Origin of the sequence: Selenomonas ruminantium AC2024 (assembly GCF_000687995.1) — a bacterium.
Taxonomy (GTDB): domain Bacteria; phylum Bacillota; class Negativicutes; order Selenomonadales; family Selenomonadaceae; genus Selenomonas_A; species Selenomonas_A ruminantium_B.
Genome location: NZ_JIAC01000001.1, coordinates 2,598,267 through 2,622,387, shown reverse-complemented (window position 1 = coordinate 2,622,387; position 24,121 = coordinate 2,598,267). Strand labels below are relative to the sequence as shown.

Below are 24,121 nucleotides of genomic sequence, written 5' to 3'. Positions count from 1 at the left end.
AAAGGTCGAAATAATAAACGTTACAGCATGGTGTTTTTGGGGGGACTTTCTATGGGAACGATAGCGCTGATTGGCATTGGTGTGTTTTTGGGCTGGTTGATGTTTCGGCCGAAAAATGATAACAGGCGTATGAGTTCGGCTGATTTACCGCAGAAACAACAACTGACAAAACAACAACAGACGAAACAGCAGATGGCGACTGGTCAAAGACCACAGGTGGCATCTGTTCTGCAGCACAGAGAGAACAATAGCGGCAACCACACCTTGCGCAACGTAGCAGGCGGAATGGTGGCGGGAGCTGTCCTGGGGCATATGCTTAGCGGTGACCACAAGACGGAGGCTCATGAGACGGTTAACAATTACAATGTCTACAATGACTACTATGACCATGAGCATCTGGCACAGGATGAGGATGTGGATTGGGATGATGACTATGATATGCTGGCTTACGACGAGGATGATGATGACAGCTACAATAGTTATGATGATGACGATTACACAGGCTATGAGGATGACAGCTATGACAGCAGCTCCGACTGGGGCAGTGATTCCTATGATGATGGCGGTGACTGGTAAGCATATGGCAGCAAATCAGGAAGGAGAAAAAAATATGGCAAAGAAAATCGTACAGACAGCAGGACGTGATGCGTTGGGGGATTTTGCACCGGATTTTGCCCGTTACAATGATGATATTTTATTTGGTGAGGTATGGTCGCGGAATGATGTTCTTTCCCTGCATGACCGCAGCCTGATTACGATTTCGGCATTAGTAGCCAGTGGTATCATTGACAGTTCTTTGAAGTACCATATTCAGACCGCTAAAGCGAACGGCGTGACCAAGGCCGAGATGGTGGAAGCTATCACCCAGTTGGGCTTCTATGCGGGCTGGCCGAAGGCTTGGGGAGCTTTCCGCATGGCAAAGGAAGTTTACGAGGCCAAGTAAGCGCATGGAACATTTTTCCGGACGCAGGCGGCTGCTTTCGTATGTGCTGGGGCTTGTGCTGAACATGGGCTTTCGGTCGCGCAGGTAGGAACGGCATGGGCCATTGCCAAAGGAACGCTGCCCATCATTGGCGTGACCAAGGTGCAGTATGTTGAAGATGCGGCACAAGCAGCAAGTGCTGTGCTCACGGCAGAAGAAATCGAGCGGTTGGAAACACTGGCTGACAAGGCAGAGGTTTCGACCATTCGCGAATGGGAAAAGAAGATGGAGTAAGGAGGACGGGAAAATGAAGAATGTATGGGAAAAAGGTTTACTGTTCTGTCTGGGAGGAATGTTAATGGCTAGTTCAGTTGTTGGTGCACATCCCATCCGCACGCCGGAAGGCAATATGCCAATGGTACATTGGGCTGTACTGGAATCCACGCCGGGCACTATGCAGGCCATGGGCGCAATCGGCGCCAAGACCGTTGGCCCGCAGACAGCCAAGGAGGCGGGTACTTATGCGCTTTATGGCGCTATTGATGTGAAGAACCATGACTTAATGCGTCTGCTGGAAATTTACGAAAGCTATGAAGCCTATCGTATTCACAGCACCAGTGAGGCTTTTCAGGAATACCGGGCGGCAAGGTTGCCGATGTTAAAGAGTTTGCGGATTATGGAAGCTAACGGCATTGCCTTGGAACAGAAAGACAGCGGTATAGCGACTGTCGCCTATATGCACCGTTATGAAGTGGCACCGGAAAAGCTGGCGGAATATCAGCATTTGGCAACGGCAGAGGCGGTTCGCGCCGTAAGGGAAGATGCCGGTGTCATGGGCATGTTTGTGACGGCTGAGCACGATAATCCGAACATCATCCATACGATGGAGCTCTATCGGGACAAGGCAGCCTATGAACAGTATCAGCAATCGGCAAAGGCCAAGAAATTTCAGAGTAAAATTGGCGCGATGTTAATCAAGGCACATACGGTGGAAAATCTGCCCGCCAATATCACGCTTAGTCAAAAAGGATTGAAGAAATCCTGACCATAAATATTTTATAGGGAATGTAGAGAAGCTCGTGCGGCCATGAGATTCTCTACATTCCTCTTTTTTTGCCTATGGCAAAATTTGCCTATTGGCGGTATAATCGTATAGTGTGAAAAATTGACCAATCCGAGGGGGATTGCTGTGCGAAATAAGATTTTGCAAATCCTGCGGGAAAGCAGGGATAATTATATATCCGGCGAGGAAATGGCTGATAAGTTGGGTGTTTCCCGGACGGCGGTCTGGAAGCACATCAAGGAAATGCGGGCGCAGGGCTACGATATCGAAAGTCATGCCCGTAAAGGCTATGTGCTGAAAGAAGCGCCGGATGCGCTGCTTACTGGGGAAATCGCTCACGATTTGCAGACAAATGTTATCGGGCAGAACATCATCTGCCATGAGGAAATTGACTCCACCAACAACGAAGCCAAACGGCTGGCGCGTGAGGGCGCAGCAGAAGGAACAGTGGTGGTGGCCGAATGTCAGACCGGGGGAAAGGGCCGGCTCGAACGTCAGTTCTTTTCGCCCAAGGGCAAGGGCATTTGGTTTTCCGTCATCCTGCGGCCTAAGTTCCTGCCGCAGGAAGCGCCGAAATGCACGTTGATGGCAGCGGTAGCCGTGGCCAGAGCCATGGAGGAGTTTGGCCTTGAACCGGGCATCAAATGGCCCAATGACCTGCTTTATGAGAATAAAAAGCTTGTGGGCATTTTGACGGAAATGAGTGCTGAGATGGACGGCATCAATTACATCGTCATCGGTACGGGTATTAACGTCAATATTGACCAGTTGGATTTTCCCGAGGATATTCGCGACGTGGCAACATCGCTGTGCATGATGAAGGGCGAACCTTTGCCGCGCGTGAAGTTCTTTCAGGCGGTGCTCAGGGCTATGGATGATTTATATGCGCAGGTGCAGGCACAAGGCTTTGCACCGGTGCTGCAGGAATGGCGCAAGTACAGCATCACGCTCGGGCAGGAAGTCAAGGTTATCGGCGTGCGGGACGGCGAGGTTTATTTTGGCAAGGCGGTCGATATTGATGAAGATGGCGCTTTGCTCGTGGATACGGAAGACGGCCGGAAAAAAGTGTTGGCCGGTGATGTATCCATTCGTCCCCGCAGTGGCAAGTGGTAAGTGAATTTTATTAGGAGGAAATCCTTTGTTATTAGTTTTGGATATCGGCAATAGCAATATTGTCATGGGCACCTATGAAGGCAAGAAGTTGATGAAGCACTGGCGTATTTCCACGGACAGGCAAAAGACCGGGGATGAATACGGCATGTTGATGAATGATTTGTTCCGCTATCAAGGCATCAGCATGAGCGATATTCATGCGATTATCATTTCCTCGGTTGTGCCGCCGCTCGTGGTGCCGATGGTCAAGATGTGCGAGCGTTACTTCCACTTAAAGCCGCTGGTCGTAGGCCCCGGCATTAAGACGGGTATTAAGCTGCACTACGAAAATCCCCGTTCCATTGGTGCTGACCGTATCGTGAACGTGGTCGGTGCTTATGAGCAGTACGGTGGCCCGTTGATTGTCATTGATATCGGTACGGCGACCACCTATGATGTGGTGGGGGATGATGGCGACTTTATGGGCGGCGTGATTGCGCCCGGTATCGGCACGAGCGCCGATGCCCTGTTCCAGACGGCGGCGCAGCTGCCGCGTATCGAGCTGGTTCCGCCCCGACAGATTATCTGCCGCAACACCATTCAGGGCATGCAGGCCGGGATTATCTTCGGCTATGTGGGCCAGATTGATGAAATCGTGCGCCGCATCAAGGCCGAGTTCGGCAAGGATATGAAGGTCATCGCCACAGGCGGCCTTGCCCGCATGATTGCCAAGGAATCCTCGACCATTGACAAGGTTGACCACTTCCTGACGCTGACGGGCCTGCAGGCACTCTACGAGCGCAATGCCGACAAGCGCGAACCGGCTGAGAGGAACGCTTAAAACATGCAGATAGGAAAGTTTACATTCAACGAGCCGGTATTTTTGGCGCCCATGGCGGGCGTTACGGACACGGCTTACCGCATTATCGCCCACGATATGGGCTGTCCGCTCTGCTATGCGGAAATGGTTAGCTCGCAGGGCATTCACTTCCGCAATGAGCGCACGCTGACTATGTTGGAGTCGGAGCCGGGTGAACGCCCCTTGGCCATGCAGATTTTTGCCAACACGCCGGAAATGGCGGCGGAAGCGGCAAAATACGTGGAAGATTTGGGCACGGCGGATATTCTGGACTTCAATATGGGCTGTCCTGCACCGAAAATCGTCAAGAATGGCGAAGGCTCGGCGCTGATGCGTGACCCGGATAAGGCCTATGCTATTCTCTCGGCCATCCGCAAGGCGGTGAAAATGCCCTTTACGGTGAAGATGCGCAAGGGTTGGGATGATGAACACGTCAATGTGCTGGAAATTGCCAAAATCGCTGAAGCGGCAGGCGTTGATGCCATCGCCGTTCATGGCCGTACCCGTGAACAGTTTTATAGCGGCAAGGCGGACTGGGATATCATCGCTGAGGTCAAAAAGACGGTCAAGGTGCCGGTCATTGCCAATGGCGATGTGCGCACCTGTCAGGATTTGCAAAAGATTCTTGACGAAACCTCCGCAGACGGTGTGATGATTGGCCGCGGCGCGCAGGGCAATCCCTGGATTTTCAAACAGCTCACCCATTTCCTGCGCACGGGCGAAATTCTGCCCAAACCGACCATGCAGGAGCGGGCGGAGGTCATTATCCGCCATCTGGACCTGCTCCTAAAATACAAGGGCGATTATATCGGCCCGCGGGAAATGCGCAAGCATGCCACCTGGTATACGCGCGGCATAACTCACGGCGCCATTCTCCGCGATAAATTCAACAAGGCTGAAAAACGCGAAGACTTTATCCATATCATCAACGAATATCTGCTGAAAGCATAAAGATAAGGAGAAATCGAAATGAGCGACGAAAAAAAAGACTCCCTCTGGAGCCAGTACAGCGATGCAGAAAAACAGGAATTAGAAGCCCTGAATAAAGGCTATCGGGAATTTTTGACCACCTGCAAGACCGAGCGGGAAAGTGTCAAAGAGGCGGTAAAGCAGGCGGAAGCTGCTGGCTACCGCAATCTGACGGACATCATCAAAAGCGGCGAAAAACTCACGGCAGGCGCCAAGGTCTATGCCGTCAATATGGAAAAGGCACTGGTCCTCTTCAATATCGGTACGGAACCGCTGGAACAGGGCATGAATATCTTAGGTGCCCATATCGACACCTGCCGTCTGGATGTCAAGCAGAATCCGCTCTATGAAGATGGCGGCCTGGCTTACCTGGATACGCATTATTACGGTGGCATCAAAAAGTATCAGTGGGTGACGATTCCGCTCGCTATGCATGGTGTCGTAGCGAAAAAAGACGGCTCTGTGGTGGAAATCTGCATTGGTGAAGACGAAAACGACCCGGTATTCTGCGTCACGGATTTGCTCATCCATCTTTCGCAGGAACAGATGAAGAAAAATGCCGCTAAGGTTATTGAAGGGGAAAGCCTCGATATTCTCGTGGGCAATTACCCGCTGAAAAAGGACGATAAGGAAAGTGTCAAAGACGGCGTCCTGCAGTTGATTAAGGATAAATACGGTTTGGAAGAAGCCGACTTCCAGTCCGCAGAACTCTGCCTAGTGCCGGCAGGCAAAGCCAGAGAACTCGGCTTTGACCGCAGCATGACTTTGGCTTATGGACAGGATGACCGTGTATGCTCTTATACTTCCCTGCGGGCAATGCTCGATATGAAAGATGTTAAGCGCACGGCTTGCTGCTTACTTGTAGACAAGGAAGAAATCGGCAGCGTCGGTGCTACGGGCATGCAGTCCCGCTTCTTTGAGAACACGGTAGCAGAGGTTATGAATGCCTGCGGTGCATACAGCGAATTGGGCCTGCGCCGTCTGCTTGCCAACTGCAAGATGCTCTCCTCGGATGTATCCAGTGCTTATGATGCGCTCTATGTCGGCTCTTACGACAAGAAGAACGTGGCCTACTTGGGCAAGGGCATGGTGTTCAACAAGTTCACCGGTGCCCGTGGCAAATCCGGCTCCAACGATGCCAATGCGGAATACCTCGGTGAACTGCGCGCCATGATGGACAAGCACAATGTCCATTACCAGCTGGCAGAACTCGGCAAGGTTGACCTGGGCGGCGGCGGCACTATCGCCTACATCATGAGCCTCTATGGCATGCAGGTTATTGACAGTGGCGTGGGTGTAATGAGTATGCATGCACCTTGGGAAGTGACCAGCAAGATTGACGTATACGAAGTGAAGAAAGGCTATATGGCCTTCCTGCAGGAAGCATAATTAAATACGCAAAACGCAAAGCGGGTGGTTTGACCTGTCAAATTTGACATGTCAATTCGCCCGCTTTTTTGCTAATCGGAAATAGGAAAGAAGCAGTGAGGCGATAATTTAGAGGAGAAAGACGGGGAATGTCGAAAAAAGAAGAAATAAGGAATAACTTGCAGCAGTAACTGTAAGGCCGTTGATTTCTGAAGGATGATTAACGGAGGAATGAAGATGGATATACAAGTGGAAAAAATTTTGGCAGTGTCAGAAGGGGAGCAGTATGTTTATGATACTTCTGAGACTTGGGTGGATTTATTTCGCAAACAAGCAGAGAAATATCCTGACGGAATGGCCGTGGCTGATGAAAACGGCGGCATGACATATAAGGAACTGGATGAAGCATCTGACCGGGTGGCCAAGTATCTCATGGATGAGGGCCTTAAGGAAAATACCTTTGTGGCCATCCGCATGGGACGCTCCAAGGAATTCATCGCGGCTGCTCTGGGCGTGCATAAGGCAGGCGGGGCTTATGTTCCTCTTGACCTGGATTATCCGGCCGGCCGTGTGACCTATATGCTGGAAGATTCCGAGGCCAAGATGGTCATCACGGAAAAAACGGTAAAACAGGCCGTAGAAACGTGTCCGCCCCTTGCCCCACAGGATTATAAGCAATCCCCTGAGGGCCTTGCTTATATGATTTATACCTCCGGCTCCACGGGAAAGCCCAAAGGAGTCATGATACAGCACAAGGCGCTCGTAAACTTTGTCCACTTCATTCGGGAACGCTGGCATTTGACGGAAAAGAGCCGGATTGCCTGCCACTCGAATTTTGCTTTTGATGCTTCGGTGGAGGATTTGTATCCTGCCCTTACGGCTGGCGGCTGTGTCTATATTGTTCCCGAGGAAGCACGGCGGGACATCTTTGAAATGAAAAAGTTCATCGAAAAGCACGGTATCACCGGCGGCTGTTATACGACCCGTTTTGGCCAGATGCTGGCAGGAGATGAGCCGCTGAATGTGGACTACATTGTGCTGGGCGGCGAGGCCATGACGAGCACTGTCAAAGCGCGCGGTGCAGTTTACAACACCTATGGCCCCACGGAATTTACGGTGGATGCTACGTATTTTGAATTGGAGAAGGGGAAAGAATATAATCCCATCCCCATTGGCCGTCCGCTTTTCAATTGCGCGGCATTTATCTTAGGCGAAAAACAGGAACTGCTGCCGCTAGGGGAAGTGGGTGAACTCTGCCTGTCCGGCCCGCAGCTGGCCAAGGGCTATTGGAAGCGGCCGGAACTTACGGCGGAAAAATTCATTGACATCAAGATTGCGGATGATGATGTGCGGCGCGTCTATCGCACGGGGGATTTGGCCCGTTACAATGAGGAGGGCCAGCTGGAATTCTTCGGACGCATCGACTTTCAGGTGAAGCTGCGGGGGTTCCGCATCGAACTTGGGGAAGTGGAGAGTGCGGCGCTGAAATATCCAGGCATCATTCAGGTGGCAGCGGAAGTGAAGCACGATACCCTTTGCCTTTACTACACGGCGGAAACGGATATCGACGAACAGGCCTGGAAGTCTGCCATGGAAGAAAGCCTGACGGATTATATGATTCCCGGCTGCTTCATCCGTCTCGATAAGATGCCGGAAACGCCTAATGGTAAATTGGACCGCAAAGCCCTGCCGGAGCCTGTGATGGAGCGTTCTGTAGAGTACATCGCACCGCGTAATGAACTGGAGCAGGCGATAGCCGATTGCATGAAGAAGGCTTTGGAAAGAGATGTGAAGATTGGCGCGCTCGATAATTTCTTCGAGATTGGCGGCGACTCCATCAAGGCTATCCGTATGGTCAGCTTCCTGCGGGCACAGGGAATTTTGCTGAAGGCTAATGATGTATTAAAACACCGTGTGGTGGAAAAGATTGCCCAGTTTGCCAAATATGGCGCTGAAGAAATGCAGGTAAGTCAGGAGCCGATAGAAGGCTTGGTTGAGGATAGCGGCATCTTCCTCTTCTACAAGGACCTTGATTATCCGGAAAGTGCCTATTTCAATCAGTCCACCCTGTTGGAGTGGAAGGGCAAGGCCGATTTGGCAGTCTTGCAGGCGGCCTTTGATGGCATCACCTTCCAGCATGATATGCTCCGCACTAGGTTTGAGCAGGGCCATCTCTTTGTAAAGCCTGCAGTGGCCGGCGAACATGGCGTGACGCTGGAAGAGTATACACTAACTGATGATACCGACAAGATAAAGGAACTCTGCGAGGATATCCAGTCTCATCTGGTGGTGGACAAAGCGTTAGTGCGGGCGGCTCTCCTGCATGCAGGCGCAAGGGACCTCTTCTTCATTACGGCGCATCATACGATTGTGGACGGCATTTCCTGGCGTATCCTGCTGGAGGATTTGGAGACGGCTTATGGGCAGGCTTTGGCAAAAGAAAGCGTGAAGCTGCCGGAAAAGACGCATACTTATCAGGATTATGCCCAGGCTATGAAGGAGTATCGGGACAGCTATGCCCTGTCGCTGGAGATTCCCTATTGGCAGGAAACGGTTCGCAAGGTTCTGGCGATGGAGACCTCCAAGGGGAAAGACTACAGCCGTCATTTTGCGCACCTTACCGTCTCTATGGACAAGCCCGGGACAGACAAAATGCTCGCGGCAAAACTTTCCGCCTATCAGCTGGAAATTAATGACCTTTTGCTGACGGCTGTCGGCAGAAGCTATCGGCAGACTTTTGGCAAGGACTCCCTGTCTTTGCAGCTCGAAGGTCATGGCCGTGAATACATCGGCAAGGAACTTTTGACCGACCGCACCATTGGTTGGTTTACCTCCATCTTTCCTGTCGTGTTGGAAAAGCTGAATGGGGAAGCGCAGCATGACCTCATTCGGGTGAAGGAGACTCTGCATCGCATTCCCAACAAAGGTGTCGGCTATAATGTCCTCGCGTTTGTGGAGGGGCAGCATAAGCTCGCTTGGGAAAAGAATCTCATCCCGAAAATGGTGTTCAACTATCTCGGTGATGTGGCAGGTGCTGAGGAAAACAGAACGTATTTTGCCCCGGACAGCAAGGATGGTTTTTCCACGGGCTTGGACTATCAAGCGGTGAAGAATTGTGACGGCCCGGATTTGGCGGTTAACTGTCTGATTGACGGAGGGTGTTTCAACCTTTATTTGGATTATAATACGGGGCTGTATGATGAAAAAACAGCACAGGCCTTTGCACAGGGAATTCTGAAGGAGATTGGGGAACTGACAGCTCATCTGGACAGTGTCCGTGAACCTGTGGTCACGGCCTCGGATTTAGGGGAAACTTCCTGGAGCGAGGAAGAATTCAACGCTGTTGTGGAGGAATTCGCCGCACGAGGTGAGCATATCGAGCGGATTTATCCGTTGACGCCGCTGCAGGAAGGGATGCTGCTGTCCCATGTGATGGACCCCCATGATTCCGCCTATCGTCTGGTGGATATCTATGCCCTGAACTTCCTGCCCACGGAAAAAGAACTGCGTCTGGCTCTGGATGCACTGGCTGAGAGGCATGAAGTCCTGCGTACGGCCATCATCCATGAGGGGGTAGCGGTGCATCGCCAGGCCATCACAGACAGGAAACTTGGCCTTTCGCTGGTGGATATCAGCAAAGAGCAGGACAACTTTGCCGCCGCAAACAAGCTGCGGGAGAAAATGCTTCATGAGGGCTTTGACCTGCAGAGAAAACCTTTGTTCCAGATTATCTGTGCCAAAACTTCGGAGAATACTGCCTGCCTGATTACGGCAGTTCATCATATTATCGTCGATGGCTGGTGTGTAGGCACGTATCTGAAAGACTTCGAGCATTTCCTGCAGATGGCAAGAGAAGGTATAGCGCAGCCGGAGATTCTATCCGACAAGACTGGGCTTTATGAGACCATGGTCAGGGAACTCATCGCCAAGGATAGGAAAGCAGCTACAAAGTACTTTGCCAATCTCTTGGAGGGGTATGAGAATCAGGCGGAGATTCCTGCTTATGGCAAGATTGCCGAACATGAGCGGTATAAGGACAATCGGATTATCAGGCATCTGGATGCCGGGCTGATTGGGCAGTTTGAGCAGATGTGCCGCAATGCGGGCGCAACACTTTCCAGTGGTATGGAACTGGCCTGGGGGATGGTGCTGCAGACCGTCTGCCGTCTGGATGATGTGGTGTTTGGCAAGGTGGTTTCCGGCAGGGATAATACCTCCGCCGATGTGTCCGACCTGGTCGGCCTGTTCATCAATACGGTTCCCGTACGGCTCAAGGCGGGCAAGGATTCTACCGCGGCAGAACTTCTGCAGAATCTTCATGAACAGTCTCTGGAGGGCAATCCGTTTGATTTCTGTCCGCTGGCTGATGTACAAAAAGCGATTGGCATGTCCGAGGGCTTGGTCTATTCCATTCTCTCTTTTGAAAACTACGGGGATGATGAGGATGGTTTGTCCATGCTGAAGCCCATGCTCGTCAAGGAAGAGCATGTGGGCAGTTATGTCGGCATTGATGCAACGGCGTTGGCCGATGGTAGCATCGAGGTGATTCTGTCCTTCGACCCGCAGCGTTACCGCAAGATTGAGATGGAACGCATCTTTGCCCTTATGGAACATTACATTGCCTGCATGGTGGAGCAGCCTCAACGTTCACTTCATTCCATGCCGCTTTTAGACAAGGAACAGGAAGCGGAGCTTATAGCTCTGTCCAAAGGGCCGACCTATGTGTATGATATGTCCGAAACATGGGTGGATATGTTCCTCAAGCAGGTGAAAGAAAGACCGGAACATACGGCCGTTGTGGACAGCACAGGAAAGTATACCTACGGGGAATTGGAGCAGGTGTCCAACAGCATAGCAGCCTGGCTGAGTGAAAAGGGGACAAAAGCGGGCGACTTTGTAGCTCTGCGCATGGACCGTGTGAAGGAATTCCTGGCCGGCGTGATTGCTGTGGAAAAACTCGGGGCAGCTTATGTGCCCATCGACCCGACATATCCGGAGGACCGTATTGCTTACATGCTCGAGGACTCGGCTGCGCGGGCTGTTTTGACCGAAGAAGCGGTGGCGGAGGCCATAGCAAAATATCCAAAGGCAGAGTCGGTTAACCGCGCAGTGCCGCAGGGGCGCGCCTATATGATTTATACTTCCGGCTCCACGGGACGTCCCAAGGGAGTCGTGCAGAGTCACCGTTCCCTGCGTGCCTATGTGGAATGGCGGTTGATTGATTTTGCTATCACCGAAAAGAGCGTTCATGCTGTGCATCCGAGTTTTTCCTTTGATGCATCTTTGGAGGATTTGCTCTGTCCAATCGCCGCTGGGGCTGAAATTCATATCCTGTCGGAGGAATTGCGCCGCAATATGGAGGAGATGAAGGACTACATCATCGAGCATGGCATCGTCCATGCCTCGTTTTCCACGCAGATGGGCATGGCTATGCTTAATCAGTATCCGGAACTGCCCATGCGTTATATGTTGATGGGCGGTGAAAAGATGCTGCCCTGCAGAAAGACGGATATCCAGATTGTCAATGGCTATGGCCCCACGGAATTCACCGTTTGTTCGTCCTGCCACTGGGTAGACCAGGAAAAAGACATCGATATTCCCATCGGCCGTCCCGTGCCCAACACTTATTCCTTTATCTGTGACGCCTATGGCCATCTGCTGCCACAGGGCATGGCAGGCGAACTGTGTCTGGCCGGAAACCAGATTGCGGATGGCTACTGGAACAAGCCGGAAATCACGGCCAGAAGCTTTGTGCCTTGTCCTTTCCTGAAGGGTGAGAAGATGTACCGCACAGGCGATTTGGCTCGCTACAATGAAGACGGGGTTCTGGAATATTTAGGCCGCATAGACCATCAGGTCAAACTGCGCGGCTTCCGCATTGAACTCGGTGAGATTGAGAACTGCGCCAGCCAGTATGATGGCATTGAACAGGTCGTGGCAGCTGTGGTAAAGGAGCAGCTTGTCCTTTATTACACGCAGACAGAGGGTACCAAGATAGATGTAGAACAGTTTAAGCACTTCCTGTCTGGGACACTTACGGAATATATGGTGCCAACCGTCTATATACCGCTTGAAGTCATGCCCCTGACGCCCAATGGCAAAATCAACCGCAAAATCCTGCCTGTGCCGGACTTGCAGGGCCAGCACGTTGCCTATGAGGCACCGACCAACGAAATAGAGAAAAAACTCTGTGAAGTCTTTGCCAAAGTCTTAGGCTTGGAAGAAAACAGTGTGGGTAGAAATGATGATTTCTATCTTTTGGGCGGTGACTCTATAAAATCCATGCGGGTCATGGCAACGGCGGATATTGAAGGATTGAGTGCCAAGACCATCTTCAAGTGTAAGACAGCACGGCGTATTGCAGAAGAACTTTCCGGACAGATGCTCGGGAATCTGCAGGAATACGATGAAGAGGCGCGGAGCAAGGCCATCCCGGCAACACTGGCGCAGATGTTGATGGTGGATGACCAATTCATGGACGTACGTTCGCCTATGTACAATATTCCCGTGTTCTATCGTCTGAATGCAAAACTGGATGCAGAAAAGCTGGCCAAGGCGGTGGATGAGGCGGTAAGCCATCATCCCGCCCTCAACTCCGTGTTTACCATAGATTTGGATGGGGAAGGGGAAATCAGACAGCATATAGAGCCGGGAATTCTGCCAAAAACGACTGTTAAGGATGTTACAGAAGAGGAACTGGAACAGCTTACCCAAACGCTGGTGCAGCCGTTCCGTATCTTCAATGCACCGCTTTTCCGCTCACAGATTTTCCGCTGCGGTGAAAAGTTGTATCTCTTCATGGATGTACATCACATGATTTCTGATGGCACTTCGCAGGGCGTATTGCTGGCAGATATTGCCAAGGCCTATTGGGGAAAACCACTGGCGCGCGATTACTATTACAGCTATCTGCGGCAGGAATGGGAAGCCCAGGGAACCAAGGAATTTGATGAGGCCAAGGCCTATTTCCAGAATCTCCTGGCCGGTCATGACTGGTGCAGGATTCCTACCCCGGATTTCGAGACATGGGAGACGGAATCGCTTATAGAGGCAGAGGATGGCGTCGTGACCGTTCAGCAGGTGGACGCGGCAGAAAAACGCCGGGGCTATTCCCGTACTGTTTTGGCCATTACGGCAGCCATGCTCGCCCTGCAGGAATACTGTCATAAGGACGAAATCAATGTCGATTATCTAAACAGCAACCGTACGGAAAAATACCTGCAGAATACGGTAGGACTGGTCTTCAAGATGCTGCCTCTGGCTGTGGATTTGCAGCAATATTCTTCCCTGGAAGTGTTGCTGCAGGAAGTGAACCGTCAGGTCATTGAGAGTTTTGCCAACAGTATTTGCGACTATAGCGCCAAGGAAAACATCGCCGAGGAAGATGCCATCGTGGTCAATTACGTTGCCCAGTTGGGTGATGCCTCCAATATGGAAGGCTTTGAACCGACGGAAGTTCCTTTGGCCGGTGTGGATGAATCCATGATGGGACATGCCGATCTCTATCTGCAGGAGAAAAACGGCAAGGTCAATATCCATATCGAGTATTTGGCCCATGCTTATGCTGAGGGCAGTATCCGGAAATTCCTGGATATCTACATCAAGCATTTCAAACAGTTGGTAAATGGATGATGGGAGGGGGACCGCTGGATGAAAATAGAGCTTTCCGAACATTTTACGTATAAAAAAATCTTACTTTACAGCCTGCCGAATATCGGCACCATGCTGGCGATTACTTCGTTTCAGATGGCAGATGGTTTTTTCGTATCCAACTGGCTGGGGGTAAGCTCCTTTGCGGCTGTCAATCTGGTATTTCCGCTGTTGATGATGCTGGTGGCGCCGGGCTTCATGATTGGTGAGGGCGGCAGTGCCTTTATCTCCAAGCTCAAGGGGGAGGGCAATATCGAAAAAGCCCGGCAGTATTTTACGCTGCTGGTGGCGGTGATATTTATCTGGGGCGCTTTCTTTAGTACCCTGATGGTTATCTTCCTGCCGGAGATTGTCCGCATGCTGGGGGCATCGGAAGAACTTGTGCCCTATTGTCTGCGATATGGGCGCATTCTGTTCCTGTTCATTGCGCCACTCCTCATAACCACGTCATTTCAAAGTCTGTGGGTCATGGCCGAGAAATCGGAGACAGGTTTTTATCTTTCGGTGGTGCAGGGCGTGACACATGTTATTCTGGACTGGCTGTTCATCGTCGTGCTGGAATATGAGATTGAGGGAGCGGCGACGGCAACCGGTCTGGCAACTATCGTGAACACGCTCATTACCTTGTGGTATTTCTCCCGTCCCAATGCCTCCGGCTTGCATTTTGTGCGTTTCCGCTTTGACCTCTATCGTCTGGCGAAGATTTGCTACAATGGCATATCCGAGATGGTCGATGCCGTTTCGGTCAACATTCTGGAGCTTGTCTACAATCTGCAGCTCATGCTGCTGCTGGGACAATTGGGCGTGGCCGCTATCGGTGTGCACAGCTATGTCGGCGAGGTGTTTTTATCCGTTTTCTTTGCCATCAATACGACGACGGTGACGGTGGTCGGTTACAAGTATGGTGCAGGGGATTTTGACGGCATAAGAGATTTGATGAAGAAGAACATCGTTTTGACGCTGGGATTGGGCTTCGTCATGACCGCTGTCGGTGTTTCCTTGGCCGATGACATTGCCACCTTGTATCTCGGCTACGACCCGGAAGCACATGCTTTTGCGACTAGAGCCCTCAGAATTTGCGCACTGGAATTTTTCCTGTATGGTTTTTGCCTTGTAACCTCAGGCTTTTTTACGGGGCTGGACCGGGGAACGATTTCGGCAGTCATTGCCGTCTGTCAGTCGCTGATTGCGCCGATTATCTTCATCTACTTGTTCCCGGTGCTGTTCGGTGCGGACAATATCTGGTACGCTGCCCCGGCGGCTACGGTGGTCGGAGCTATTCTTGGCACGGCTTTCCTGATAAAGAAAATGCCGCTGCTGGGAACGGAAGAAGATTGATTGCGTTTGGTTAAAGAAATAGAAAAAGCCCGGACGAACTGTTTCTAGCGCAGTTCGTCCGGGCTTTTTAATCTTAATCTTCGATAGCCGTTTCGAGGGCAATCTTAATCATATCGTTGAAGGTGGTCTGGCGTTCTTCTGCCGTGCAGGATTCGCCGGTTACGAGGTGGTCGCTGACCGTGAAGAGGGCCAGTGCCTGTACATGGGCTTCAGCAGCTAGCGTGTAGAGAGCAGCAGCTTCCATTTCCACAGCGAGGATGCCGTACTTGCGCAGCTTGTCGTTGTCGATTTCTTCATCATAGAAGCGGTCAACGGAAATGATATTGCCGACCGTGGCTTTGAGGTTCAGCTTTTTGGTATTGGCAACGGCCTTGGACAGCAGCTCGTAGTCAGCGATGGGGCAGTAATTGATGTTGCCGCCGAAGATATTGCGAATCATGGAAGAATCCGTGCTGGCAGCCTGAGCGATGAGCACGTCACGGAGCTTAACATCCGGATGCATGCCGCCGCAGGTGCCTACGCGGAACAGCTTTTTGCAGCCGAAGCTGTGAATGAGCTCATGGACATAGATGGAGATGGAGGGCATGCCCATGCCCGTGCCCTGTACAGAAACGGGCACGCCTTTGTACTTACCCGTGTAGCCCAGGATATTGCGAACGGAGGTGTACTGCTTTACATCTTCCAAAAAGTTTTCTGCGATGAATTTAGCGCGCAGGGGGTCGCCGGGGAGCAGGATGCGTTCTGCTACGTCGCCTTTTTCTGCTGCAATATGAGGAGTTGCCATGTTGAGTTCCTTCTTTCTTTGAAATGAATTACAAACGATAATGTTATTATAAGAAAAAATAACAAACAAGAAAAGGTCATCTGACCGTCAGTCTCATAGTAAATTGTAGCAAATAGCTTTTGCGGGCGCAAGATGGATTTTACGGCAGGAAATATATCTTGGATAGCGAAAAAATAAAGGAAATCCTTAAACATGAGCCGGGAGTATACGCTACAGGTTCTTTATCGCTGGGGGATGGCTTGGCCGGTTACTTCCTGGGATTATTTGCAAAGGTTCATGCGCGCGCTGAACGGTTTGGGATATTTTGATGAAGCATAGTAAAGATTGTGGGGAAGAAGTATGCGCGAAGTGATGATAACGCTCTTGCCGGTGGACTGTCTGCGTTCCCATCTGGGGGATGCTGCAAGACTTTTGCCGGCAGCGCGCTATGAAAAGATGATGCGTTATCGGCAGGAAGAGGACAGGCTTAGGTGCTTTGCGTCTTCCCTGTTGCTGCAAAAAGCAGCTCAGGGTCGCAGTATTTCCTATAATGAAGAAGGAAAACCTTTGGCAGAGGGAAAGTTTTTCAATCTATCGCATAGTGGAGCATATGCTGTGCTGGCTGAGGCAGACAGCTCTGTGGGCGTGGATATCGAGAAAATGGTTTCCTATGGCGATTGGGTACGGGAGGCACTGACTTCCTCGGAATATGAATGGATGCTGCGGGGAAAAGATGAAAGCGAGCGACAGGAACGGTTTTATCGCTTATGGACAAGAAAGGAAAGTCTGGTAAAATGCGAGGGACACGGTTTTTCGTTATCGCCTGGGGAAATCAGTACCATGCCTGTGGCTGAAAAAAAGTTAATAGAATATGCGGGAAAGGCGTATGGGATTTGCAGTCTCAACCTTGGCAATTATATGCTGTCGGCCGCCCTGCTGGGAATGCAGCCACTGCTTATGATGCATGAAATTTCCTGGGATGAACTTACCATGGACAAAGCAACAAATGTCAAATTAGCACCTGATTTGACAGAGTCCTCTTAAAGTGTTATACTTTTTCGTGTTGAAATAAGTTGTCAAGACAATCGCGGCTGGTGCTAGACACCAGATGAGGAAAGTCCGGGCTCCATAGGGCAGTGTGCTGGATAACGTCCAGCGAGGGTGACCTTAGGGATAGTGCCATAGAGATTTAGACCGCCTGACATGTCAGGTAAGGGTGGAAAGGTGCGGTAAGAGCGCACCAGCAGTCAGGTGACTGGCTGGCTTGGGTAAACCCCACACGGAGCAAGACCAAATAGGGAAGGGATGATGCGGCCCGCGGAACCTTCCGGGTTGAGTCGCTTGAGCCGGCAGGCAACTGCCGTGCCTAGATAAATGATTGTCGCCTCCGCTTGCGGATGGAACAAAACTCGGCTTATTGATTGCTTATTCAACCTAAATGTAAATAAGATGGCTGTCGTCACGACAGCCACTTTTCATGTCAGCATGAATTCTGAAAAGAAACTGAAAAAATCGGAGTTGATTTAGAATTGTGCAAAAATTAAAATCTTATTAAAAAATTTGCAGGAATACGACGACTTTTGTCGTATTATATAAAATGGGTATTCAAAAATACATAGGATTAAGCTGAATCCAGCCCAGGAGCGGGGGAACCAATTTTTCGGGGCGAACTTCAAGATTACATTATTTGACAGTGTAAGGATTGTAGCGGGTGGTCTTCTCTACCCGAGCCCGGCAGCTAACCTCGTAAGCGAACAGAGAGAGGAGTTGGCTTTTTTGTTCAAAAAAGCAACAAAGCGTGTATTTGCGCTGTCCATGATCCTTATGTCCATGTTTTCTGTGTGTAGTGCGTCTGCATTCCGCGTAGGGGACCAGGGCACGGAAGTAGCCGAGATTCAGGGACAATTGGTCCGTCTTGGTTACGATGTATCGGCTGATGGGGATTTCGGTCCGGCCACGGCTGAGGCAGTTAAGGTATTCCAGTCTTCCCATGGGATGGCTGCAGATGGACAGGTAGGGCCGTCCACCTATACGGCGCTTCTCGGCAAATCCATGCCGGTGGTATCTCATGGCAGCAACTACATCAACCGTACCATCATTTCGGAATCCATGCAGTACCTTGGTGTACCGTATGTATTCGGTGGTACCAGCCCTAGCGGTTTTGACTGCTCTGGCTATGTACAGTATGTATTTGCTCATGCTGGTGTACATCTTCCGCGTACGGCAGATGTTCAGTATGAAGTAGGTTCGCCTGCTGGTGAACTCATGCCTGGAGATTTAGTGTTCTTTTCGACGTATGCACCGGGAGCGTCCCATGTGGGCATATACCTCGGCGACCGTCAGTTTATTCATGCGTCCTCCAGCATCGGGGTCAGCGTAGCATCTTTGGACAGCTCCTATTGGGGTGGCTGCTACCTGGGTGCCCGTCGGGTGATGTAATGAGCTTTTAGGGAGAGGCTTAGCCTCTCCTCTTTTTCTATATGATGAGGGATAGGCAAATGGGTGACTTATTTGTAGTGTTATTGATTTTTTTAGTCTGTGCGTATGGCATGTGGGAAGAAATGTTTAACGATTAACGAGAATATTTTGCGTATTCGGCAGGATTTTGCCACAGGTTAGCGAAATACACATGTAGAAAGCCCTGTAATAAACGATACAGGTTCAGCTGAATTACAAGTGATAGGAGTGACCACAATGGCAAAAGTGAGAATTCTCAACATGATGTTTTATGGGTTCCATGGTGTTTACGAGTATGAACGTGAGCAGGGGCAGAAATTCTACATTGATGTCGAAATTGAAACCAAGGACGACAAGCTGGTAGAGTCGGACGAGCTCAAAGATGGCGTTGATACGGCAGCTGTCTATGACATCGTTAAGGATATTACGGAAAACAAACGCTATACCATGCTGGGCTCCCTGTCCGCAGCCATTGGTGATAAACTGTTGGCAAAATATCCGCATTTCAAAACCGCTATGGCCAGAATCCGCAAACCGTCTGTACCCATCTCCGGCCCCATTGACTATGTAGAGGTCGAAGTGGTTCGTCACCAGAAATAATTGAACGTTAAAGAACGAGGTCGTCAGCTGACAAGAGCTGATGGCCTCGTTTTGCGCGCATTATAAAAAATACTGTGAAATAATATTTCACACATGGTGTATTGTCAAAAAAGGATATTTCTAATATAATAAAAACTGTTGTGACAGGTAATGAAATGTAAGAAAGGATGCAGATAGAATGGCAGCAGAGAAAACTGACCGCAAGGCTGTAGATGATAACAAAAAATTAGCATTGGCTAACGCCATGAAAAAAATTGAGAAGGATTTTGGTAAAGGTTCCATCATGCGCTTGGGTGATGCCCGGGCCCAGATGAATGTGTCCGTCATCCCCACAGGGATTTTGCCCATAGATATTGCTTTGGGTACTGGCGGCATTCCCCGCGGCCGTATCATTGAGATTTATGGCCCGGAATCTTCCGGTAAGACGACGGTAACTCTGCATATGATTGCCGAAGCGCAGAGAAATGGCGGTATTGCCGCTTTCATCGATGCGGAACACGCATTAGACCCGGTATATGCGCAGAAGCTGGGGGTCGATATTGACGAACTGCTGATTTCTCAGCCGGATACTGGTGAACAGGCGCTGGACATTGTGGATGCTCTGGTGCGCAGTGGCGCCATTGACATCATCGTAGTGGACTCCGTAGCGGCACTCGTGCCCAAGGCGGAAATTGACGGCGAAATGGGTGACAGTCATGTGGGCCTTCATGCCCGCCTCATGAGCCAGGCTATGAGAAAGCTCACCGGTGTCATCAATAAGTCCCAGACCGTGGCCATTTTCATCAACCAGATTCGTGAAAAAGTGGGCGTGACCTACGGTAACCCGGAAGTAACCACCGGCGGTCGTGCGCTGAAGTTCTATTCTTCCGTACGCATGGAAGTGCGCAAGGGTGAAAAGATTACGCAGGGGGCTGATGTGGTAGGTAACCGTACCAAAGTTAAAATCGTCAAGAATAAGATTGCGCCGCCGTTCAAGACCGCAGAATTTGACATCATGTACGGCGAAGGTGTTTCCCGTCTGGGGACGCTTATCGACATGGGCGTGGAACTGGAAATCGTGGACAAGAGCGGTGCCTGGTATTCCTATGAAGGTACGCGCTTAGGCCAGGGCAAGGAAAAAGCCAAGGTGGAACTCGAAGCCAATCCGGCCATGGTCGAAGAAATCGAGCGCAAGGTTCGCGAAAAGCTGGTCAGCGATGCCGAGGCATTGGAAAAAGCAGCACCCACTGAGGCCAGTGGCGATATGGACGAGGAATAATCCATGTGGGGAAACCAAGGTTATGGGCAGCCCAAACGCAAGCCTGTGAAACCTGCCCTCGTGACCGCTGTGGATATGCTGGCCCGGCAGGAGTACAGCGAGAAACGTCTCTTTGAAAAACTCATGGCCAAGGGCTATGAGGAAGAAGAGGCATCTGCAGCCATTGCCCGCCTGCAGGAAAAGCATTACCTAAATGATGCCGAATCCTGCCCGCGGCGCTTTAACTATCTCTACATGGACAGCAGCTATTCCGTGCGGCAGATTTGCGAAAAGCTCAAGCAGAAGGGCTATCCTTCCGCATTGGTGAAGTCCTGCATTCCCGATGATCGGGAAGCGGTTGGTGAGCGCGAATACGAAAAAGCGCTTCGGGTACTTACGAGCAAGTATAAGCGCAGCCAGGATAAGCAGAAACTCATGGCGGCCCTGTTTCGGCGGGGCTATCAGAGCTCGGCGATTTATCGGGCAGTGAATGCGTTCCTGGCCGGACAGGAAGACGAGATAGATGAATAACGTGCAATAAAAGACGCCCGGTGGCTGATAGATGGGAAAGCATCATCAGCCACCGGGCTGTTTTCGTATGTCTTACATATTGTCGCTAATTTATTTCTTGCTGCGTTCAATAATCTGGCGGGCTACATAGACACCGCTGGCACCTGCCTGAGAAAGACCGCGGGTTACGCCAGCGCCATCGCCAATGGCGAAGACGTTTTTGAGTTCCGTTTCCAGCTGATTCGTGAGTTTTACGCGGGAGCTGTAGAATTTTACTTCTACACCGTAGAGCAGGGTATCGTCATTGGTCATGCCCGGCGCGATGTTGTCGAGCGCCTGAATCATTTCAATGAGGTTGTCCACATGGCGCTTGGGCAGAACCAGAGAAAGGTCGCCCGGCGTTGCCTGCAGGGTCGGACGGGTGAAGCTCTTGCTCATGCGATGGGCGTTGGAGCGGCGTCCCTTCATCAAATCGCCGAAGCGCTGCACGATAATGCCGCCGCCTAAGAGGTTGGAGAAGGAGGCAATGCGCTTGCCGTACTGATGCGGGGAGTGGAAGGGCTCCGTGAAGCGGTTGCTGACCAGCAGGGCGAAGTTGGTGTTCTTGCTCTGCAGTTTCGGGTCGCTGTAGGAGTGGCCGTTGACGGTGATGATGCCGTCGGTGTTTTCCATAACGACATGACCGTGCGGGTTCATGCAGAAGGTGCGCACCTGGTCGCCGTAACGTTTGGTGCGGTATACGAGCTTGGCTTCATAAACCTGACTCGTGATGGGGTTCCAAATTTCATCGGGAACTTCCACACGGACACCGACATCTACGCGGTTGTTTTCCTGCTTGAGGCCAAGGGTGTCACATTCCGTGGAGAACCACTCGGCACCGGCGCGGCCGGGAGCGACAATCAGGTATTCGGCGGCAATTTTTTCGCCGTCCGTAAGTTCCACTTCGTTTTCACCCTGACCGTCCGAATGGATATGGGCTACGGGACATTCAAAGCGGAATTCCACTTTGTCCTTGAGGTATTCATAGGTAGCCTTGAGCATTTCCAGATTGTTTTCCGTGCCCAGATGGCGGACGCTGGCAGCCAACAGGTGCAAATCATGCTGAATGGCCTTGTAGCCGATGTCGCTGTTTTCCGTGCTGAATACCTGAGCCGGAGCGCCGTGCTTCATGTTGATTTTATCTACATAATAGATGAGGTCCATGACTTCTTCGTCAGACAGGTATTCATTGAGCCAGCCGCCGAACTGAGTGGTGAAGTTGTATTTGCCATCGGAGAAAGCACCGGCACCACCGAAGCCGCGCATGATGCTGCAGGGCTTGCAGCCAATGCAGCCTTTCACTTTGCCTGCGGAAATGGGGCAGACACGGGTATAGATATCCTTACCGCTCTCGAGCAGCAATACTTTGAGCTCGGGGCTTTTTTCTGCCAGTTCATAAGCGGCAAAGATACCGGCGGGGCCACCGCCCACAATCACAACATCATACTTCTTCATAGGTACTTCCTCCTAATTTTACACACACGAAAAGAGCGCAGATTCAGCCTGTACCAAGATATACTTAGACTAAGGCTATCTGCGTTTATTCCTAGCGTTTTCCGAAAAACCTTAGCTATTATACGGGAAGATTTTCGATAATGCAAGTGTTTTTTCCTGCAAAATGAAAAAAATCGCGAAAAAATCGGACGCATTTTGTCAACTATAACGATAATATTATAGCTCCTATAAAAATAAAGTTGCCAAATGGGGGTAAAAGCAAGTATAATTTAAGCTGTTATTGTAAACTTGAAAACCTGAAAGCAGGAGGAGGAAACTTTTTGACAAGTCAATTAGCGATTATCAATACCTTTATTCTCTACATTGGCCTGATGATGGCCATTGGTGTTTATTATTACCGCCGTACCCGCAATATGAGCGATTATTTTTTGGGCAACCGTAAATTAGGAGCCTGGGTTACTTCCATGAGTGCCGAGGCTTCCGACATGAGCGGTTGGATGCTTATGGGCGTGCCGGGCTTTGCGTATCTGGCCGGACTTAATGCCGGATGGATTGCGGTGGGCATTGCCCTCGGTACCTGGGCCAACTGGCATTTTGTGGCGGCCCGCCTTAGAAAGTACACGGAGCTGGCCAAGAATTCCCTGACGGTGCCCCAATTTTTGGAGAACCGCTTTGAGGATAACAGCGGCTTGCTGCGCACCATCCCGGCGGTGTTTATTTTGATTTTCTTTACTATATATACATCCTCGGGGTTTGTGTCTTCCGGCCGTCTCTTTGAAACGGTGTTCGGTTTGCCTTATGAGTATGCCATCTTTATCGGTGCCGGTTCGGTGGTGTTCTATACGCTGGTGGGCGGTTTCTTGGCTGTGTCCCGCACGGATTTTATTCAGGGTGTTATGATGTTCTTCGCCATCTTGGTGGTGCCCATTACGGCGGCTATGGAGATGGGAGGTTATACGGCTACGGTAAATGCCATTGACAACGTAAGCCATTCCATGCTGGAACCTTTCACCAAACCGGATGGTTCGACCTTGGGCACGATTGAACTGATTTCCCTGCTGGCCTGGGGCATTGGCTACTTCGGCCAGCCGCATATTCTCGTGCGTTTTATGGCGATTTCCAGTTCCAAGGAAATCAAACAGGCCACCCGCATTGCCATGACCTGGGTGGTGCTCTCTCTGGCTGCGGCAGTCGCTGTGGGTATGGTGGGCCGCGTGTTCCTGTCCCATGAACTGGCGGGCACGGAGTCGGAAACGGTATTTTTGGTGATGACCAATGAACTTTTCCCGCCGATTGTGGCAGGCTTGATTCTCTCGGCTGTACTGGCAGCCATTATGAGTACGGCTTCGGCACAGCTTCTGGTAGCGGCATCTGCCTTTGCTCAGGATTTTTACCGCACGCTTTTGCGCAAGGAAGCGGAGACTACGGAACTTATCTGGATCAGCCGGGCTTCGGTTTTGATTATCGCCTCACTGGCGATTTTTATCGGTTTGAATCCTTCCAGCTTTATTTTAGACATGGTGGCCTATGCCTGGGCGGGATTTGGTGCTGCCTTCGGGCCGGCTCTGCTGTGTGCTCTCTTCTGGCGCCGTACCACCCGCAATGGGGTGCTGGCCGGTATCATCGTGGGGGGCATTACGGTGCTCGTCTGGAAGCAGATTGACTGGCTGGGGCTTTATGAAATCGTGCCGGGATTCCTGCTCTCGCTGCTGGCCGTTTATGTGGTCAGCAAAATGGATAAGGAACCGGCAGCTTCCATCGTGAAAACTTTTGATGCCGTAGGCAAAAGCGAAATCTAA

At 51.0% G+C, this 24,121-nt stretch carries 18 protein-coding genes, 1 other RNA gene, 1 pseudogene and 1 riboswitch; of the genes and pseudogenes, 18 read left to right on the top strand and 2 right to left on the bottom strand.

Annotation, left to right across the window (positions count from 1 at the left end):
* Positions 1-51 precede the first annotated feature (51 nt).
* From P157_RS15010 to P157_RS0112380, 10 genes and pseudogenes are all read left to right on the top strand, one after another.
* Positions 52-576: a hypothetical protein gene (locus tag P157_RS15010; protein ID WP_051598628.1), complete on the top strand. Its 525-nt coding sequence runs from the start codon at positions 52-54 to the stop codon at positions 574-576.
* On the top strand, positions 521-943 hold the full coding sequence (locus P157_RS0112420) for a carboxymuconolactone decarboxylase family protein (RefSeq protein WP_080695456.1): 423 nt from the start codon (positions 521-523) through the stop codon (positions 941-943). Before P157_RS15010 ends, P157_RS0112420 begins: the two co-directional genes overlap by 56 nt.
* A 63-nt stretch (positions 944-1,006) precedes the next feature.
* Positions 1,007-1,216, top strand: a pseudogene (locus tag P157_RS15180) (aldo/keto reductase); the annotation flags it as partial.
* Between the two features lie 13 nt (positions 1,217-1,229).
* On the top strand, positions 1,230-1,967 hold the full coding sequence (locus P157_RS0112410) for a putative quinol monooxygenase (RefSeq protein ID WP_026761275.1): 738 nt from the start codon (positions 1,230-1,232) through the stop codon (positions 1,965-1,967).
* Between the two features lie 144 nt (positions 1,968-2,111).
* A complete protein-coding gene (locus tag P157_RS0112405; RefSeq protein ID WP_026761274.1) occupies positions 2,112-3,098 on the top strand; it encodes a biotin--[acetyl-CoA-carboxylase] ligase in 987 nt (328 codons plus the stop codon).
* Between the two features lie 25 nt (positions 3,099-3,123).
* Positions 3,124-3,918: a type III pantothenate kinase gene (locus P157_RS0112400; RefSeq protein ID WP_026761273.1), complete on the top strand. Its 795-nt coding sequence runs from the start codon at positions 3,124-3,126 to the stop codon at positions 3,916-3,918.
* Between the two features lie 3 nt (positions 3,919-3,921).
* The gene (gene dusB / locus P157_RS0112395) at positions 3,922-4,887 is read left to right on the top strand and encodes a tRNA dihydrouridine synthase DusB (RefSeq protein ID WP_026761272.1); all 966 of its coding nucleotides are present in this window, start codon (positions 3,922-3,924) and stop codon (positions 4,885-4,887) included.
* Positions 4,888-4,905: 18 nt separating this feature from the next.
* Positions 4,906-6,294, top strand: a complete 1,389-nt coding sequence (locus P157_RS0112390; RefSeq protein ID WP_026761271.1) for an aminopeptidase — start codon at positions 4,906-4,908, stop codon at positions 6,292-6,294.
* 216 nt (positions 6,295-6,510) lie between these two features.
* Positions 6,511-13,905 (top strand): non-ribosomal peptide synthetase, encoded by a 7,395-nt coding sequence (locus P157_RS0112385; RefSeq protein ID WP_026761270.1) that lies wholly within the window; start codon positions 6,511-6,513, stop codon positions 13,903-13,905.
* A gap of 18 nt (positions 13,906-13,923) precedes the next feature.
* Positions 13,924-15,261, top strand: a complete 1,338-nt coding sequence (locus P157_RS0112380) for an MATE family efflux transporter (protein ID WP_026761269.1) — start codon at positions 13,924-13,926, stop codon at positions 15,259-15,261.
* A gap of 73 nt (positions 15,262-15,334) precedes the next feature.
* Here P157_RS0112380 and deoD read toward each other — a convergent pair whose 3' ends face one another.
* Positions 15,335-16,045: a purine-nucleoside phosphorylase gene (gene deoD, locus P157_RS0112375; protein WP_026761268.1), complete on the bottom strand. Its 711-nt coding sequence runs from the start codon at positions 16,043-16,045 to the stop codon at positions 15,335-15,337.
* 158 nt (positions 16,046-16,203) lie between these two features.
* On the opposite strand from deoD, the gene P157_RS15595 reads away from it, so the two are divergent.
* The 7 genes from P157_RS15595 to P157_RS0112345 all read left to right on the top strand — a co-directional run bounded on the left by P157_RS15595 (position 16,204) and on the right by P157_RS0112345 (position 20,849).
* On the top strand, positions 16,204-16,353 hold the full coding sequence (locus tag P157_RS15595; protein WP_155266755.1) for a hypothetical protein: 150 nt from the start codon (positions 16,204-16,206) through the stop codon (positions 16,351-16,353).
* 31 nt (positions 16,354-16,384) lie between these two features.
* A complete protein-coding gene (locus P157_RS15005) occupies positions 16,385-17,068 on the top strand; it encodes a 4'-phosphopantetheinyl transferase family protein (protein WP_051598627.1) in 684 nt (227 codons plus the stop codon).
* 25 nt (positions 17,069-17,093) lie between these two features.
* An RNA gene (rnpB, locus tag P157_RS15020) (RNase P RNA component class A) lies at positions 17,094-17,456 on the top strand.
* Between the two features lie 182 nt (positions 17,457-17,638).
* Positions 17,639-17,793: riboswitch (cyclic di-AMP (ydaO/yuaA leader) on the top strand.
* 46 nt (positions 17,794-17,839) lie between these two features.
* Positions 17,840-18,463 carry an NlpC/P60 family protein gene (locus P157_RS0112360; RefSeq protein WP_143035158.1) on the top strand — a complete coding sequence of 208 codons (624 nt, stop codon included), beginning with the start codon at positions 17,840-17,842 and terminating at the stop codon, positions 18,461-18,463.
* Positions 18,464-18,718: 255 nt separating this feature from the next.
* Entirely contained in the window at positions 18,719-19,081 is a 363-nt protein-coding gene (gene folB, locus P157_RS0112355; RefSeq protein WP_026761266.1) for a dihydroneopterin aldolase, read from the top strand.
* A 178-nt stretch (positions 19,082-19,259) separates the two neighbouring features.
* Positions 19,260-20,339, top strand: coding sequence for a recombinase RecA (gene recA / locus P157_RS0112350; protein WP_026761265.1), 1,080 nt, complete (start codon positions 19,260-19,262; stop codon positions 20,337-20,339).
* A gap of 3 nt (positions 20,340-20,342) precedes the next feature.
* The gene (locus P157_RS0112345) at positions 20,343-20,849 is read left to right on the top strand and encodes a regulatory protein RecX (protein ID WP_026761264.1); all 507 of its coding nucleotides are present in this window, start codon (positions 20,343-20,345) and stop codon (positions 20,847-20,849) included.
* Positions 20,850-20,939: 90 nt separating this feature from the next.
* Here P157_RS0112345 and P157_RS0112340 read toward each other — a convergent pair whose 3' ends face one another.
* Complete coding sequence (locus tag P157_RS0112340; RefSeq protein ID WP_026761263.1) at positions 20,940-22,322, bottom strand: NAD(P)/FAD-dependent oxidoreductase; 1,383 nt, start codon at positions 22,320-22,322, stop codon at positions 20,940-20,942.
* 320 nt (positions 22,323-22,642) lie between these two features.
* Between P157_RS0112340 and putP the strand changes: the two genes are divergently transcribed.
* The gene (gene putP / locus P157_RS0112335; protein WP_026761262.1) at positions 22,643-24,121 is read left to right on the top strand and encodes a sodium/proline symporter PutP; all 1,479 of its coding nucleotides are present in this window, start codon (positions 22,643-22,645) and stop codon (positions 24,119-24,121) included.

Excerpts from the sequence above, each read along its gene's own strand:
- P157_RS15010 (WP_051598628.1), top strand. The coding sequence starts at position 52 with ATGGGAACGATAGCGCTGATTGGCATTGGTGTGTTTTTGGGCTGGTTG.
- P157_RS0112420 (WP_080695456.1), top strand. The coding sequence starts at position 521 with ATGACAGCAGCTCCGACTGGGGCAGTGATTCCTATGATGATGGCGGTG.
- P157_RS0112410 (WP_026761275.1), top strand. The coding sequence starts at position 1,230 with ATGAAGAATGTATGGGAAAAAGGTTTACTGTTCTGTCTGGGAGGAATG.
- dusB (WP_026761272.1), top strand. The coding sequence starts at position 3,922 with ATGCAGATAGGAAAGTTTACATTCAACGAGCCGGTATTTTTGGCGCCC.
- P157_RS0112390 (WP_026761271.1), top strand. The coding sequence starts at position 4,906 with ATGAGCGACGAAAAAAAAGACTCCCTCTGGAGCCAGTACAGCGATGCA.
- P157_RS0112385 (WP_026761270.1), top strand. The coding sequence starts at position 6,511 with ATGGATATACAAGTGGAAAAAATTTTGGCAGTGTCAGAAGGGGAGCAG.
- P157_RS0112380 (WP_026761269.1), top strand. The coding sequence starts at position 13,924 with ATGAAAATAGAGCTTTCCGAACATTTTACGTATAAAAAAATCTTACTT.
- deoD (WP_026761268.1), bottom strand. The coding sequence starts at position 16,045 with ATGGCAACTCCTCATATTGCAGCAGAAAAAGGCGACGTAGCAGAACGC.
- P157_RS15005 (WP_051598627.1), top strand. The coding sequence starts at position 16,385 with ATGCGCGAAGTGATGATAACGCTCTTGCCGGTGGACTGTCTGCGTTCC.
- P157_RS0112360 (WP_143035158.1), top strand. The coding sequence starts at position 17,840 with ATGATCCTTATGTCCATGTTTTCTGTGTGTAGTGCGTCTGCATTCCGC.
- folB (WP_026761266.1), top strand. The coding sequence starts at position 18,719 with ATGGCAAAAGTGAGAATTCTCAACATGATGTTTTATGGGTTCCATGGT.
- recA (WP_026761265.1), top strand. The coding sequence starts at position 19,260 with ATGGCAGCAGAGAAAACTGACCGCAAGGCTGTAGATGATAACAAAAAA.
- P157_RS0112345 (WP_026761264.1), top strand. The coding sequence starts at position 20,343 with ATGTGGGGAAACCAAGGTTATGGGCAGCCCAAACGCAAGCCTGTGAAA.
- P157_RS0112340 (WP_026761263.1), bottom strand. The coding sequence starts at position 22,322 with ATGAAGAAGTATGATGTTGTGATTGTGGGCGGTGGCCCCGCCGGTATC.